General features: G+C 70.2%; 11 protein-coding genes. 6 read left to right on the top strand and 5 right to left on the bottom strand.

Annotated elements, in window-relative coordinates:
* Window positions 1-142: 142 nt before the first annotated feature.
* Window positions 143-817, bottom strand: a complete 675-nt coding sequence (gene radC / locus LRX76_RS08255) for a DNA repair protein RadC (RefSeq protein WP_231803979.1) — start codon at window positions 815-817, stop codon at window positions 143-145.
* Window positions 818-913: 96 nt separating this feature from the next.
* Between radC and coaBC the strand changes: the two genes are divergently transcribed.
* From coaBC to LRX76_RS08240, 3 genes are read left to right on the top strand one after another with little or no spacing between them, the layout of a single operon-like run.
* Window positions 914-2167: a bifunctional phosphopantothenoylcysteine decarboxylase/phosphopantothenate--cysteine ligase CoaBC gene (coaBC, locus tag LRX76_RS08250; RefSeq protein ID WP_231803977.1), complete on the top strand. Its 1254-nt coding sequence runs from the start codon at window positions 914-916 to the stop codon at window positions 2165-2167.
* On the top strand, window positions 2164-2637 hold the full coding sequence (dut, locus tag LRX76_RS08245) for a dUTP diphosphatase (RefSeq protein ID WP_231803975.1): 474 nt from the start codon (window positions 2164-2166) through the stop codon (window positions 2635-2637). The genes coaBC and dut overlap by 4 nt, the downstream gene beginning before the upstream one ends.
* 16 nt (window positions 2638-2653) lie before the next feature.
* Complete coding sequence (locus LRX76_RS08240; protein WP_231803973.1) at window positions 2654-4972, top strand: phosphomannomutase/phosphoglucomutase; 2319 nt, start codon at window positions 2654-2656, stop codon at window positions 4970-4972.
* A gap of 191 nt (window positions 4973-5163) precedes the next feature.
* On the opposite strand, the gene LRX76_RS08235 is transcribed toward LRX76_RS08240, so the two are convergent.
* Entirely contained in the window at window positions 5164-5814 is a 651-nt protein-coding gene (locus tag LRX76_RS08235) for a hypothetical protein (protein WP_231803971.1), read from the bottom strand.
* A gap of 35 nt (window positions 5815-5849) precedes the next feature.
* Window positions 5850-6500 carry an orotate phosphoribosyltransferase gene (gene pyrE, locus LRX76_RS08230; RefSeq protein ID WP_231803969.1) on the bottom strand — a complete coding sequence of 217 codons (651 nt, stop codon included), beginning with the start codon at window positions 6498-6500 and terminating at the stop codon, window positions 5850-5852.
* Window positions 6501-6640: 140 nt separating this feature from the next.
* Here pyrE and LRX76_RS08225 point away from each other — a divergent pair, with 140 nt between their 5' ends.
* Together LRX76_RS08225 and LRX76_RS08220 are read left to right on the top strand one after the other, a co-directional pair.
* Entirely contained in the window at window positions 6641-7441 is an 801-nt protein-coding gene (locus tag LRX76_RS08225; RefSeq protein WP_231803967.1) for an exodeoxyribonuclease III, read from the top strand.
* Window positions 7438-8742, top strand: a complete 1305-nt coding sequence (locus tag LRX76_RS08220; protein WP_231803965.1) for an MFS transporter — start codon at window positions 7438-7440, stop codon at window positions 8740-8742. Before LRX76_RS08225 ends, LRX76_RS08220 begins: the two co-directional genes overlap by 4 nt.
* 405 nt (window positions 8743-9147) lie before the next feature.
* On the opposite strand, the gene LRX76_RS08215 is transcribed toward LRX76_RS08220, so the two are convergent.
* Both LRX76_RS08215 and LRX76_RS08210 read right to left on the bottom strand, forming a co-directional pair.
* Complete coding sequence (locus LRX76_RS08215) at window positions 9148-10278, bottom strand: anhydro-N-acetylmuramic acid kinase (protein WP_231803963.1); 1131 nt, start codon at window positions 10276-10278, stop codon at window positions 9148-9150.
* A gap of 92 nt (window positions 10279-10370) precedes the next feature.
* Window positions 10371-11825 carry a peptidoglycan DD-metalloendopeptidase family protein gene (locus tag LRX76_RS08210; protein ID WP_231803962.1) on the bottom strand — a complete coding sequence of 485 codons (1455 nt, stop codon included), beginning with the start codon at window positions 11823-11825 and terminating at the stop codon, window positions 10371-10373.
* A 169-nt stretch (window positions 11826-11994) separates the two neighbouring features.
* On the opposite strand from LRX76_RS08210, the gene tyrS reads away from it, so the two are divergent.
* Window positions 11995-13209 (top strand): tyrosine--tRNA ligase, encoded by a 1215-nt coding sequence (gene tyrS / locus LRX76_RS08205; protein WP_231803960.1) that lies wholly within the window; start codon window positions 11995-11997, stop codon window positions 13207-13209.
* Window positions 13210-13521: the final 312 nt, after the last annotated feature.

Genomic DNA, 13521 nt, shown 5'->3' with positions numbered 1-13521 from the left:
GCGGGAGGTCCGCCGTGCCGGGCCAGGTTGCGGCGATTCCACCGCCCATGGCGGCACTCGCAGGTCGGAAAAGCCGCGTGGAGGTGACCGGCGGCGCATCCTGCAGCCGGCTGCTCCCGTTCAGGCTCCGGGAGGCGCCCGGTCAGGTCCAGCCGCGCGCCGCCAGCGACACCGGAAGGCCGTCGCCGACCACGAAGTGGTCGAGCAGGCGCACGTCCACCAGCGCCAGCGCCTGCTTCAGTCGCTGGGTCACGGCATGGTCGGAGGCGGACGGTTCGCGGTTGCCGGAAGGGTGGTTGTGGCCGACGATCACCGCCGCGGCATTGTGCGCCAGGGCCCGGCGCACGACCTCGCGCGGATGCACCTCGGCGCCGTCGATGGTGCCGCTGAACAGCTCCTCGAACGCCAGCGTGCGGTGGCGCGTGTCCAGGAACAGCGCGGCGAACACCTCGTGCGGGCGCGGCCGCAGGCGCTGGGCGAAGTAGCGCCCGGCGGACATGGGGTCGGTCAGGGCGGTGCCGCGCTCCAGGTCGGCGGCCAGGTGGCGCTGGCCCAGTTCCAGCGCGGCGGCCAGCTTGCAGGCGCGCGCCAGCCCCAGGCCCGGCAGCCGTGCCAGCTGGGCCGGCGTGCGATCGAGCAGGGTGCGCAGCGGGCCGTGGTCGTTCAGCAGCTGGCGCGCGGTCTGCACCGCGTCGCGGCCCTTGAGCCCGGAGCCGATGAAGATGGCGATCAGTTCGGCGTCGGAAAGCGCGCCGGCGCCGCGCTCGAGCAGCTTCTCTCGGGGACGTTCGGTGGCGGGCCAGTCGCGTATGTGCATATGGCCAGCATCACCTTGTTCATGCCCTGAGGGCATCAGTCGGAAAGATGCCATCGGGTAAGCTAATCGTTCTCGAACAAGTAGGGATTTCCCGAAGTGACCGCGACCCGGAACGCGCCCCCCTTGCAGGGGAAACGGCTGCTGCTGTGTATCGGCGGCGGCATTGCCGCCTACAAGGCGCTGGAGCTGGTGAGGCGGTTGCGCGAGGCGGGCGCGCAGGTGCAGGTGGCGATGACCGCCGGCGCCCAGCAGTTCGTCACCCCGCTCAGTTTCCAGGCCCTGTCGGGGCTGCCGGTGCGCACCTCGCTGTGGGACAGCGCCGCCGAGCAGGCCATGGGCCACATCGAGCTGGCGCGCTGGGCCGACCGGGTGGTGATCGCCCCGGCCACCGCCGACCTGCTGGCGCGGCTGGCGCACGGGCTGGCTGACGACCTGGTCGCCACGCTGTGCCTGGCGACGACCGCGCCGCTGACCGTGGCACCGGCGATGAACCACCGCATGTGGCTGCATCCGGCCACCCAGGCCAACCTGCAGACGCTGCGCCAGCGCGGCGTGCAGGTCATCGGGCCGGTGGATGGCCCGCTGGCCGAGGGCGAGTCCGGCCCGGGACGGCTGTCCGAGCCGGAGGCCATCGTCGCCGCGCTGGTGCAGGCCGGGGAAGATATCGGGGACGAGGCGGCGCCGGCGTTCGCGCCCAGCGGCGAACTGCTGGCCGGGCAGCGCGTGCTCATCAGCGCCGGGCCGACCTACGAGGACCTGGATCCGGTGCGCTACCTGGGCAACCGCAGTAGCGGCAAGATGGGCTACGCACTGGCCGCCGCCGCCGCCGCGCAGGGCGCGCAGGTGGTGCTGGTCAGCGGCCCGGTCAGCCTGGCGACGCCGCCGGGCGTGGAGCGCATCGACGTGCGCTCGGCCGCGCAGATGCGCGAGGCGGTGCTGGCGGCCATGCCGGCCGACATCTACATCGGCGCCGCGGCGGTGGCCGACTACACCCCGGTGAAGGTCGCCGCGCAGAAGATCAAGAAGAGCGGGCAGTCGCTGACGCTGGAATTCGTGCGCACCCCGGACATCCTGGCCGAGGTCGCCGCGCAGACCCAGTCGCTCAAGCTGGTGGTCGGCTTCGCCGCCGAGACCCACGACATCGAGCGCTACGCCCGTGCCAAGCTGACCGACAAGCGCCTGGACCTGATCATCGCCAACCAGGTGGGCGTGGCCGACGGCGGGTTCGAGAGCGACCAGAACGCCGCCACCGCCTACTGGGCAGACGGCGAGCGGGTGTTCCCGGCCACCTCCAAGACCCGCCTGGCCGAGCAGTTGCTCGAGCTGATCGCACAGAGGCTGCAGGCATGAGCACCGCGTCCGCGTCACATTCGCTGCAGATCAAGCTGCTGGATCCACGTTTCGGCGACGACTGGTCCCTCCCGGGCTACGCGACCGAGGCCAGCGCCGGCATGGACCTGCGTGCGGCGCTGGATACCGCGTTGACGCTGCAGCCCGGCGACACCGCACTGGTGCCCAGCGGCATCGCCATCCACCTGGCCGACCCGAACCTGTGCGCGGTGATCCTGCCACGCTCCGGGCTCGGCCATCGCCACGGCATCGTCATGGGCAACGGCACCGGCCTGATCGACGCCGACTACCAGGGGCCGCTGCTGATCAGCGTGTGGAACCGCGGCCGCGAGGCGTTCACCATCGAGCCGGGCGACCGCATCGCCCAGCTGGTGGTGCTGCCGGTCGTGCGCACGGTGCTGCAGGTGGTGGATACTTTCGCCGACAGCGCACGGGGAGCGGGTGGATTCGGCCACACCGGCGTGCGCTGACGGGGGACAGTCGCAGATGGGCGAAGCAGACGGGGGCGAGCTGACGCTGGCCCGGTTGCGCAGGACTGCGCCGCTTCTTGCGGTGCTGTTGCTGCTGGTTGCCGGCGTGCTGGGCTGGAACGGCATGCGCCAGTGGCGCGACGGCGATGTCCGTGCCCGGGTCGAGCAGGTACGCGACCAGGTGGTGGCGGCGACGACGCAGGCGCTGGCCGCGCAGCGCAGGCAGCTGGACACCCGCCTGCAGGACACCGCGGTGCAGGCCGCGCTGGCGCAGGGCGAGGCCGAAGCGGCGGCAGCGGCCATCGCCCGCGGCTGGGCCGCGGCGGAGCAGGTGCAGGTACGCCCGGCCGAGCTTGCCGACGCCTACGCCCAGGCCGGCGAGTTCGGCTATGCCCGCCTGGGACTGATGGAAGCGGCGCTGCTGCAGGACAGGACGCTGGCACGGGTGGTGCGCGATGGCGGCGGCGTGCGCCTGGGCGTGGCCGCCCCGGCGATGCTGGGCGAGGTTCCTGCACTGGTCTACGCGCGCCTGCCGCTATCGCTGCTGGCCGCGCCGGTGCAGCAGGCGCAGGTGCCGGCCGGCACCTACCTGGCGTTGCGCCAGGGCGGCTACACCGTCGTGCAGAAGGGCGACAGCGGCCTGGCCGGCGGCGGCGAGGCGATGGGACGCGCGCTGGGCGATACCGGGCTGCGGGTGGCGATGGCGGTGCCCGATACCGCCGCCGGCCCGCTGGGCCTGGGCGCGATCGCATGCCTGGTGCTGGCCGGGATCCTGGGCGTGGCCGCCATCGCCGTGCTGCTGTACGGCCGCGGCCTGCTGCGCCTGCGCGGGAGCCGGATGCCGCAGGCACAGGCCGACAGCGAACCGACCCTGCAGCAGAGCCTGGAGCGGATGCCGTCGCCGGTCTCCGCCGCGCCGGCGGCAGCGCCCGAGCAGCCGCGCCACCGCGTCGCCGAGGGCATCTTCCGCGCCTACGACATCCGCGGCGTGGTCGGCAGCGACCTGGTGCCGGCGACCGCGACGCTGATCGGTCAGGCCATCGGCAGCGCGATGCAGGCCCAGGGCCTTCGCGACGTGGTGGTCGGCCGCGACGGCCGCCTGTCCAGCCCCGCGCTGGCCGCCGCGCTGGTCGAAGGCCTGCTCGCGGCCGGCTGCCGGGTGATCGACATCGGCATGGTGCCCACGCCGGTGGTCTATTTCGCCAGCGAGCACCTGGGCGCGGGCAGTTGCGTGGCCGTCACCGGCAGCCACAACCCGCCCGACCACAACGGCTTCAAGGTCGTCATCGGCGGGCAGGCACTGTGCGGCGACGCGATCGGCGACCTGTACCGGCGCATCGACGAGGGCCGCCTGCATGTAGCCGCCGAACCGGGCGCGCTGGAACAGCGCGATGTCGGCGACGACTACGTCCAGCGCATCGCCAACGACGTGCAGCTGGAGCGGCCGCTCAAGGTGGTGGCCGATGCCGGCAACGGCGTCGCCGGCGAGATCGCGCCGCGGCTGCTGGAGGCGATCGGTGCCGAGGTGATCCCGCTGTACTGCGATGTCGACGGCAGCTTCCCCAACCACCATCCCGATCCCAGCGAGCCGCACAACCTGGAAGACCTGGCGCAGACCGTCAAGCGCTTCGACGCCGACGTCGGCGTGGCCTTCGACGGCGACGGCGACCGCCTGGGCGTGGTCACCGGCGAGGGCGAGGTGATCTTCCCCGACCGCCTGCTGATGCTGTTCGCCGCCGACGTGCTGCAGCGCAATCCCGGCGCGCTGGTGATCTACGACGTCAAGTGCACCGGCAAGCTGTCGGACTGCGTGCTGCGCAACGGCGGCAGCCCGCTGATATGGAAGAGCGGCCACTCGCCGATGAAGGCCAAGATGCGCGAGACCGACGCCGAACTGGGCGGCGAGATGAGCGGCCATTTCTTCTTCAGGGAGCGCTGGTACGGTTTCGACGACGGCCTGTACGCGGCCGCGCGCCTGCTGGAGATACTGGCCCAGCGCGAGGAGCCGCCCTCCGCGGTGCTGGCTGAACTGCCGCGGACGGTGGCCACCCCCGAGATCAAGCAGGCACTGGCCGGATCGCCGCATGCGGTGGCGGAGGCCTTCGTCGCCTCGCTGCAGGGCGAGGACTCGCGGTTCGCCGCCGCGCGGCTGACGACCATCGACGGCGTGCGCGCCGACTTCGCCGACGGCTGGGGCCTGCTGCGCGCCTCCAACACCACGCCGGTGCTGGTGCTGCGCTTCGAAGGCGACGACGAGCAGGCGCTGGAACGGATCCGGCAGCTGTTCCGCGAGCAGTTGCGGCAGGTGGCGCCGGAGATCGAGCTGGCGTTCTGAGAGCCCGTTCGCCGTCTCGCCGCATGCGCGCAAGGCGCGCCACGCGACCTGTGTAGGAGCGACTTCAGTCGCGATGGAGCTTTCCCGGCAGAGCCACGGCGGCGACTGAAGTCGCCCCGCAGGCACCACGAGCAACCGCGAAACCGCGTAGCCCGGGCAAGCGCACTCCCGAACCGTCCTGGCGCCCGTTCTCAGCCGGCTGCCGCCGCCAAACCCCTGAGCCGGCGGAAGCGTTGCAGCGCATCCTCGATTTCCGCATCCAGCGCGGCGCGCTGGCGCTCGAAGCTGGCCTGCATGCGCAGTTGCAGCAGCAGTTCCTGGTGGCGCCGCTGGATGTCGCCGGCGACCTTGTCCGAGACCTTCTGCCCGGCCAGCTCGCGATCGCCGGCATTGCGCAGCAGCGCCACCAGCCCTTCGCGCAGGCTGGTGACGTTGTAGCGCGCGGTCTGGATGTTGTTGTCGACGATGCCGATGCGCTCGTTGAACACGCGGCGCAGCTCGTCCTCGTCCTGGAACGACAGCAGCATGGCCTGGTCGGTGAGCCTGCGCGTCTGCTCGGCGGCCTCGTCCATGCGCCGTTGCGCCGCCTGCTCGGCGGCGCTGGCGCGTTCCTCGGCGGTCAGCGCTCGCTCGATGGTGGCGCTGCGCATGCCGCTGCGCGCATTGAACTCCTCGCGCGCCTGGTTGACCGCCTCGGCCGGCAGGGTGTCGCTGCAGATGCGCTGGCCGTCCTGGTCCCAGCAGTACAGCTTGCGCGCCTGGCCCTTGTCCTGCGCCGGCGCGGCCACCGCCAACAGCAACAGCGCGGCACCCAGCGCGGCACTCCTGGTGGTGTTCGGCATCGTGGCAGCCCCCTGTTGTCCGCCAGGTCGGTGGTCTAGTGGTTGCCGTAGCGGGCGCGGTAGGCCAGCAGCGGCTCCTGGAAGCCCACAAGTTCCGGATTCGTACCGGCAAATGCAAGCAGGTCGTCCATCCCGGCCACGGCGACCACCGGGATGCCGGCTTCGGCGGCCACCGCCTGCGCGGCCGAGCGCGGATCCTGCTCGGAGGCGATCTCCTGCCGGTCCAGCGCCACCGCGATCGCCGCCGGCTTGCCGCCCGCCGCGCGGATGATCGCCAGCGCCTCGCGGATGGCCGTGCCGGCGGTGATCACGTCGTCGACGATCAGCACCCGGCGGCCGGCCAGCGAGGCGCCGATCAGGCTGCCGCCCTCGCCATGGTCCTTGGCTTCCTTGCGGTTGAACGCCAGCGGCAGCTCGCGGCCGCGGTGCGCGTACTCGCAGGCCAGCGCCGTCGCCAGCGGGATGCCCTTGTAGGCCGGGCCGAACACCAGGTCGAAGTCCAGCCCGGCCTGGTCGATGGCGTCGGCGTAGCAGGCCGCCAGCCGCGCCATACGCGTGCCGGAGTCGAAGCGCCCGGCGTTGAAGAAGTAGGGGCTGACGCGGCCGGACTTGAGGGTGAACTCGCCGAAGCGCAGGGCGTCGGCATCCAGGGCCAGTTGCAGGAAGCGTTGACGGTGTTCGGTCATGGGGACGGGATTGGATACTGGAGATTCGGGATTGGCAAAAGCATAGCGGTTCGAAGGCGAGGGGAGACGAATGGGGTACGCTTTCGCGAATCCCCAATCCCCAATCCCCAATCCCGAATCCCCCATCCCGGTTCCCAGACATGCGCATCATCAGTTTCAACGCCAACGGCCTGCGTTCGGCCGCCAGCAAGGGGTTCTTCGACTGGTTCGCCGCGCAGCACGCCGACGTGCTGTGCGTGCAGGAGACCAAGGCGCAGGAACACCAGCTCGCCGGCCCCGAGTTCCTGCCGGCCGGCTACAAGGCCTGGTTCCGCGACGCCACCACCAAGAAGGGCTACAGCGGCGTGGCGATCTACAGCAAGCGCGAGCCCGACGAGGTGCGCACCGCACTGGGCTGGAGCGAGTTCGACGAGGAAGGCCGCTACATCGAGGCGCGCTTCGGCAACCTGAGCGTGGTGTCGTTCTACATCCCCTCCGGCTCCTCGGGCGAACTGCGCCAGGGCTTCAAGTTCCAGGTGATGGACTGGCTGCGGCCGATCCTGGCGCAGTGGCTGGCCAGCGGCCGCGACTACGTGCTGTGCGGCGACTGGAACATCGTGCGCTCGGCGCTGGACATCCGTAACTGGAAATCCAACCAGAAGAACTCCGGCTGCCTGCCGCCGGAGCGCGACTGGCTCAACGGCCTGTGCGCCGACCTGGGCGAGGAGGCCGATGCCGCCCAGGGTCGCGGCTGGATCGATGCCTACCGCGTGCTCAACCCCGAGGGCCAGGACTACACCTGGTGGAGCAATCGCGGCGCGGCGCGCGCCAACAACGTCGGGTGGCGCATCGACTACCAGTTCGTCACCCCGGGCCTGCGGCAGCGCCTGCAAGCCTGCTCGATCTACCGCGAGCAGCGCTTCTCCGACCACGCGCCGTTCACCGTGGACTACGCGCCGTGACAGCGGCGGCCACGGCCCGGCCGTCCTACAAGGGCTGGGCCGGCATCAAGCGCGCCTTCGGCACGCCCTCGGCGCTGACGATGGCGCTGCTCGGCTTCGGCAGCGGCCTGCCGTTCCTGCTGATCGCCTCGCAGACGCTGTCCACCCGCCTGCGCGACGTCGGCCTGGACCTTGGCAGCATCGGCCTGATCAGCCTGGCCAGCTTCTTCTACCTGCTCAAGTTCCTGTGGGCGCCGCTGATCGACCGCTTCGCGTTCCCGCTGATCGCGTTCATGGGCCGGCGCCGCTCCTGGCTGCTGGTATCCCAGCTCGGCGTGACCGCCGGCCTGTTCGCGCTGGCGTTCTCGCACCCGGAGATGGGCGTGGGCGGGCTGGTGGCCTGGGTGCTGTTCGCCTCGTTCTGCGGTGCCACCCAGGACTCGGTGGTCGACGCCTACCGCATCGAGGTCGCGCCGGAGAGCGCCCAGGCGGCGCTGGCGGCGACCTACACCCTGGGCTACCGCATCGGCCTGATCCTGGGCGGCGCCGGCGCGCTGTACCTGGCCGAGTACCTGGGCTGGCGCTGGTCGTACGTGGCGATGTCGGCGCTGATGCTGCTGCCGATCGCGACCACGCTGGCGTGTCGCGAGCCGCAGGTGCCCGAGGCCACGGTGGTGCGCCGGATCGACTTCGTCGGCGCGTTCTGGCAGCCGATCTCCAGCTTCTTCAGCGGCAACGGCATCGCGCTGGCGCTGGGGCTGCTGCTGTTCGTCGGCCTGTTCAAGTTTCCCGACCAGGTGATCGGGGTGATGGCCGGCCCGTTCTATCTCGACTCGGGCTATACCAAGGCCGACATCGCCACCGTCTCCAAGCTGTTCGGCATATGGATGGGCATCGTCGGCGCCTTCGCCGGCGGCGCGGCGGTCGCCGCGTTCGGGTTCCGCCGCATGCTGCTGCTGGCCGCGCTGGGCGTGGCGCTGTCCAACCTGGCGTTCCTGCTGATGGCGCACCATCCCGGGCAGCTGTGGGCGTTCTACGCCGCGCTCAGTGCCGACAACCTGTTCCAGGGTTTCGCCGGCACCGTGCTGGTGGCTTTCATGTCCTCGCTGACCGACCGCAACTTCACCGCCACCCAGTACGCGCTGCTGGTGTCGCTGGCCAACCTGCCGGGCAAGTTCGTCGGCGGCGTGTCCGGCTACATCGTCGAGGCCACGTCCTACGGCACCTTCTTCATCCTCAGCGCGGCCACCGTGGTGCCCACGCTGCTGCTGCTGGCGTGGCTGTGGCCGCGTATCCGCGAACGCAGCGCGGCCGCGGGCTGACTGCAAGCAAGCCTGGCGGAGCCGGTCATGGCTGGCTCGGTGCGCGGCCATGCATGCGCAACACCGTGACCGACCCGCCGTTGCCGACGTCCACCCGATACCGATCGAGCGCATCCGCCGCAGCGCGGCCAGGCCCCGTGGCGGACGCAGGCGGCGCTGCCCGGGCACGGCCTGTTCGCCAGCAGGTACGAGGTGCGGCGGAAGAATGGAAGGTCGACGCGTCGTCCGCGGCCATCGCGGCATTATCCAAGCTGCCGGCCAGCTCCTCCTCTTGGGCAAACCGCACGGCAACACCTGTAGGAGCGACTGTAGGAGCGACTTCAGTCGCGATGGAGCTCTACCGGTAAAGTCTCTTCGCGACTGAAGTCGCTCCTACAGTTGCTGCACAGAAGACACAACAGGTTTTCAGGCCGGATGGATCGCCCCCAGCACGCGCGGGCCGCGCGCACCGGTCACCGCCGGCAGGTTGCCGGGCCTGCCGGCCAGCGTCTCCCGCGCCAGCCACGCGAACCCCATCGCCTCCAGGTAGTCGGGATCCAGCCCCCAGTCCTGGCTGGATTCGACCGTGACCCCGGCCAGCCGCGCGCGCAGCCGCGCCATCAGCAGCGGGTTGCGCACGCCGCCGCCGCAGACCAGCAGTCGCGTGGTCTCCGGCTGCCAGGCGCGCAGCGCATCGGCCACGGTGGCCGCGCTCAGTTCCAGCAGCGTGGCCTGCACGTCGGCCGCGCCGAGCGCGGCCCCCGCCAGCCGGGATTCCACCCAGCCCAGGTGGAACTGCTCGCGCCCGGTGCTCTTGGGCGGCGGCAGCGCGAACCATTCGTCCTCCAGCAGCCGTTGCAGCAGCCCGTCGTCCACGCGCCCGCCGGCGGCCAGGCGTCCCTCGGCGTCGAACGGCTGCCCGCTATGGCGCTGGCACCAGCCGTCCAGCAGGGCGTTGGCCGGACCGGTATCGAAACCGCGCACCGTCCCGCGGCGCGGGATCAACGTCAGGTTGCCGATCCCGCCCAGGTTGAGCACCGCGCGGTCCTCGTCGGCGGCGCCGAGCATGGCCAGGTGGAACGCCGGCATCAGCGGCGCGCCCTGGCCGCCGGCGGCGACGTCGCGGCGGCGGAAATCGGCCACCGTGGTGATCCCGGTGGCCTCGGCGATGCGGCTGGCGTCGCCCATCTGCCAGGTGAAGGCCGGATCGGACGCGGGCCGGTGGCGCACGGTCTGCCCGTGCGAGCCGATCGCGGCAATGCGCGCGCGATCCACGCCGGCGGCGGCGATCAGGCGGTTGGCGGCTTCGGCAAAGCACAGGCCCACCTGGGCGTCGAGTTGGCCGAGCGCGTCCAGCGAGGTGGCCTCGCGGCCCTGTCCCAGCGCCACCAGCGTCTCGCGCAGCGGCGCGTCCCAGGGAAAGGTCTGCCCCAGCAGCAGTTCGCAGCGCGGCGTGGCCTCGTCGTGGAAACGCACCAGCGCCGCGTCGATGCCGTCGGCGCTGGTGCCTGACATCAGGCCGAGGAACAGGTCGGAATCGGAGCGGAGCAGGGACATGCGCACGGCCGGCAAAGGAGTCCGGCAGCTTCAAGCCTGTCGCCGGACCGCGTCAACGGTCCGGGTACCGGCTGGACCGCGAGGCGCGGTCCTCAGCCGCGCTTGGCCGAGGCCGGGCGCGATGCATCCGCGGTCTTCTTGCCGCCGGACGAGCCGGCGTCGGCATAGATCGCCTTCTCCATGCTCTCGATGCGCGCCAGCGCCGGCGCGGTCTGCGCACGGAACTTCGCCAGCTCGGCGCCGCGCAGCGGCTCCGGCGGCGGCATGGTGATCGACAGCGGGTTGCGGTGCTGGCCGTTGACGCGGAATTCGTAATGCAGGTGCGGCCCGGTGGCCAGGCCGGTGGAGCCGACGTAGCCGATCACCGTGCCCTGGCTGATGCGCTGGCCGGTCTTGATCTTGCCGAAGCGCGACATGTGCCCGTACAGCGTGGTGTAGCCCTTGCCGTGGTCGAGGATCACCACGTTGCCGTAGCCGCGCTGGGTGCCGGCGAACTGCACCCGCGCATCGCCGGCCGCCATGATCGGGGTGCCGGTGCTGGCGGCGTAGTCCACGCCCTTGTGCATGCGCATCGTGCCCAGGATCGGGTGCCGGCGCGAGCCGAAGGTCGAACTCAGGCGCGCATAGGAAATGGGCATGCGGATGAAGCTCTTCTTCAGCGGCCGCCCGTCCACATCGAAGTACTCGGCCGACTTGCCGTCGCGCGCATAGCGGAAACCGCTGTAGGTCTTGCCGCCAGTGGTGAAGGTCGCCGCCAGGATGTCGCCGGTGCCGATGCGCTCGCCCTCGCGCCAGGTCTCGTCCAGCACGACGCTGAAGCGGTCGCCCGGCTGCAGGTCCTTGTCGAAGTCGATGTCGTACTTGAAGATCTCGTCGGTCATCGTCACCACCGCCGCCGGCGACATCCCGGCCTTGCGCGCGGAGGCATACAGCGACGAGGTGATCTCGCCGCTGGCCACCACGGTGCGGGTGGTGGTCGCCCGCTCGAGCACCTTCTCGCGGATGTTCTCGCCCTGCAGCGACAGCTCGACCCGGTGGCTCGGATCGCGGTCGAAGCGGATCGAGCGCAGCTGCCCGTCCTCCGGGATCTCGAAGGCGATCTCCGCGCCCGGACGCAGCCGGGTCAGCGCCTGGGAGGTACCGGGATGATCGAGGATGCGGTGCATCACCGTGGCCGGAATGCTCAGCTGCTCGAACAGGGCGCCCAGCGTCTGCCCCGGTTCGACGTGCAGGATCCGCCAGTTGTCCACCGCCGCCACGCCCTGCCGGTGCTCGTCCGACAGCGGCGGCAGCGGCAACGCCAGGGTGGAGTGGCTCTGCAGCGGCGGCGCGATGGCGTTAGAGAAGCCCGGGACGATCGTGGCCACCAGCGCGCCGATCGTCGCGAACAGGCTGGCGTGGATCCAGTGCCGCCGTGTCCAGCGCTGGTTGAAAGCGGCGGGGAGATGCTGCTTCAGCTTCCGGTGCAGGGAAGAGTCGTGAAGGATGTTCAGGCGTTCTTGAAAGCGCTGCTTGCCGCGAGCGCTGCCCAGATCGGTGTGCGGCATTCTGGGAAATCCTCTCGACCGCGGAAGGCGGCATCGAACCCGCGCTACCATAGTCACCTGAAAAGAGCGCGTCAAACCATTGAGCTGATTCAGGTTTTTGTTGCCGCGCCATTAACTTGAACTTAACATCGTTCAGGTCCTTGAAGCCGTACCACTGGAGTATCAAAGCGTGAATTCGATTGCCGAGTCCCTTGCCCTGATCGGCCGCGGGGCCGATGAAATCCTCAAGGTCGAGGAACTGGAGAAGCGCCTGGCCAGCGGCCGGCCGCTGCGGGTCAAGGCCGGCTTCGACCCCACCGCGCCGGACCTGCACCTGGGCCATACCGTGCTGCTCAACAAGCTGCGCCAGTTCCAGGACCTCGGCCACCAGGTCATCTTCCTGATCGGCGACTTCACCGGCATGATCGGCGACCCCACCGGCAAGAACGCCACCCGCAAGCCGCTCACCCGCGAGGACGTGCTCGCCAACGCGCGCACGTACGAGGAGCAGGTGTTCAAGGTGCTCGATCGCCAGCGCACCGAGGTGCGTTTCAACTCCGAGTGGTTCGGCAAGATGTCCGCCGCCGACATGATCCGCCTGGCCGGCCAGCACACCGTCGCCCGCATGCTCGAGCGCGACGACTTCGCCAAGCGCTACGCCGCCCAGCAGTCCATCGCCATCCACGAGTTCCTCTATCCGCTGGTGCAGGGCTACGACTCGGTGGCGCTGGACGCGGACGTCGAGCTCGGCGGCACCGACCAGAAGTTCAACCTGCTGATGGGACGCGGACTGCAGGAACACTACGGCCAGGCGCCGCAGGTGGTGCTGACCATGCCGCTGCTGGAGGGGCTGGACGGCGTGGCCAAGATGTCCAAGTCGCTGGGCAACTACATCGGCATCAGCGAGCCGGCCATCGACATCGTCACCAAGACCATGAAGATCGGCGACGGCCTGATGTGGCGCTGGATCGAGTTGCTGTCCTTCGACATCGGCGCATCGGAGGCATGTTCGCTCAGGGCCGAAGTCGAGGCCGGCGCGCTCAATCCGCGCGAGATCAAGCTGCGCCTGGCGCGCGAACTGGCCACCCGTTTCCACGACTCGGCCGCGGCCGAGCAGGCCGTCGCCGGCTGGCAGGCGGTCGTGACTGGGCAGGGCGACACCGGCCTGCTGCCCCTGCAGCAGATATCCATCCCCCGGGAGGGATTGCGTATTGCCGCCCTGCTCACCGCTGCCGGCCTGACGCCCAGCAACTCGGAGGCCAACCGCAAGCTCAAGGAGCGCGCGGTGCGCATCGACGGCGAAGTCGTCGACGACGCGCAGCGGGTGTTCGCGCCGGGCTTCGAGGGCGTGCTGCAGGTGGGCAAGCGCAATTTCGCCAGGCTGCAGCTGCTGGCGACGCCATAAACGGGCCCTTGTGTGCGGCTTGGCACGCTTCGATGAAGGTTTGATGAAAAATTTGCCCTGACGTCTTCCCAAAGCCGGTATTTGGGGGCATAATTTCCCTCCCCTGACGGCAACGGCTGTTCGCAGTCTGAAACGGATGGGGACGTCCACCGCCTCGAGAGAGGGAGTTGACGGAGTGGTTGGGTCGGCTATAATGGGCGGCTCGCTTCGACGGAAGGCCTACGGGTTGTACGGCGAAGGGATTTTGGAAATACCTCGAAACGAGGTGTTGACGAAACGGAAAAGTCCGCTATTATGGGCGGCTCGCTTCGA

The sequence above is a fragment of the Stenotrophomonas sp. MMGLT7 genome (assembly GCF_021168555.1).
In the GTDB taxonomy this organism is placed as follows: domain Bacteria; phylum Pseudomonadota; class Gammaproteobacteria; order Xanthomonadales; family Xanthomonadaceae; genus MMGLT7.
The sequence above is the reverse complement of the archived record's forward strand: the minus strand, read 5'-3'. Positions and strand labels throughout refer to the sequence as shown.

Bases quoted from the DNA above. Each gene is read 5' to 3' on its own strand.
- LRX76_RS08215 (WP_231803963.1), bottom strand. From the start codon at position 10,278: ATGTCCCTGCTCCGCTCCGATTCCGACCTGTTCCTCGGCCTGATGTCA.
- dut (WP_231803975.1), top strand. From the start codon at position 2,164: ATGAGCACCGCGTCCGCGTCACATTCGCTGCAGATCAAGCTGCTGGAT.
- LRX76_RS08225 (WP_231803967.1), top strand. From the start codon at position 6,641: ATGCGCATCATCAGTTTCAACGCCAACGGCCTGCGTTCGGCCGCCAGC.
- LRX76_RS08210 (WP_231803962.1), bottom strand. From the start codon at position 11,825: ATGCCGCACACCGATCTGGGCAGCGCTCGCGGCAAGCAGCGCTTTCAA.
- radC (WP_231803979.1), bottom strand. From the start codon at position 817: ATGCACATACGCGACTGGCCCGCCACCGAACGTCCCCGAGAGAAGCTG.
- LRX76_RS08240 (WP_231803973.1), top strand. From the start codon at position 2,654: ATGGGCGAAGCAGACGGGGGCGAGCTGACGCTGGCCCGGTTGCGCAGG.
- LRX76_RS08235 (WP_231803971.1), bottom strand. From the start codon at position 5,814: ATGCCGAACACCACCAGGAGTGCCGCGCTGGGTGCCGCGCTGTTGCTG.
- pyrE (WP_231803969.1), bottom strand. From the start codon at position 6,500: ATGACCGAACACCGTCAACGCTTCCTGCAACTGGCCCTGGATGCCGAC.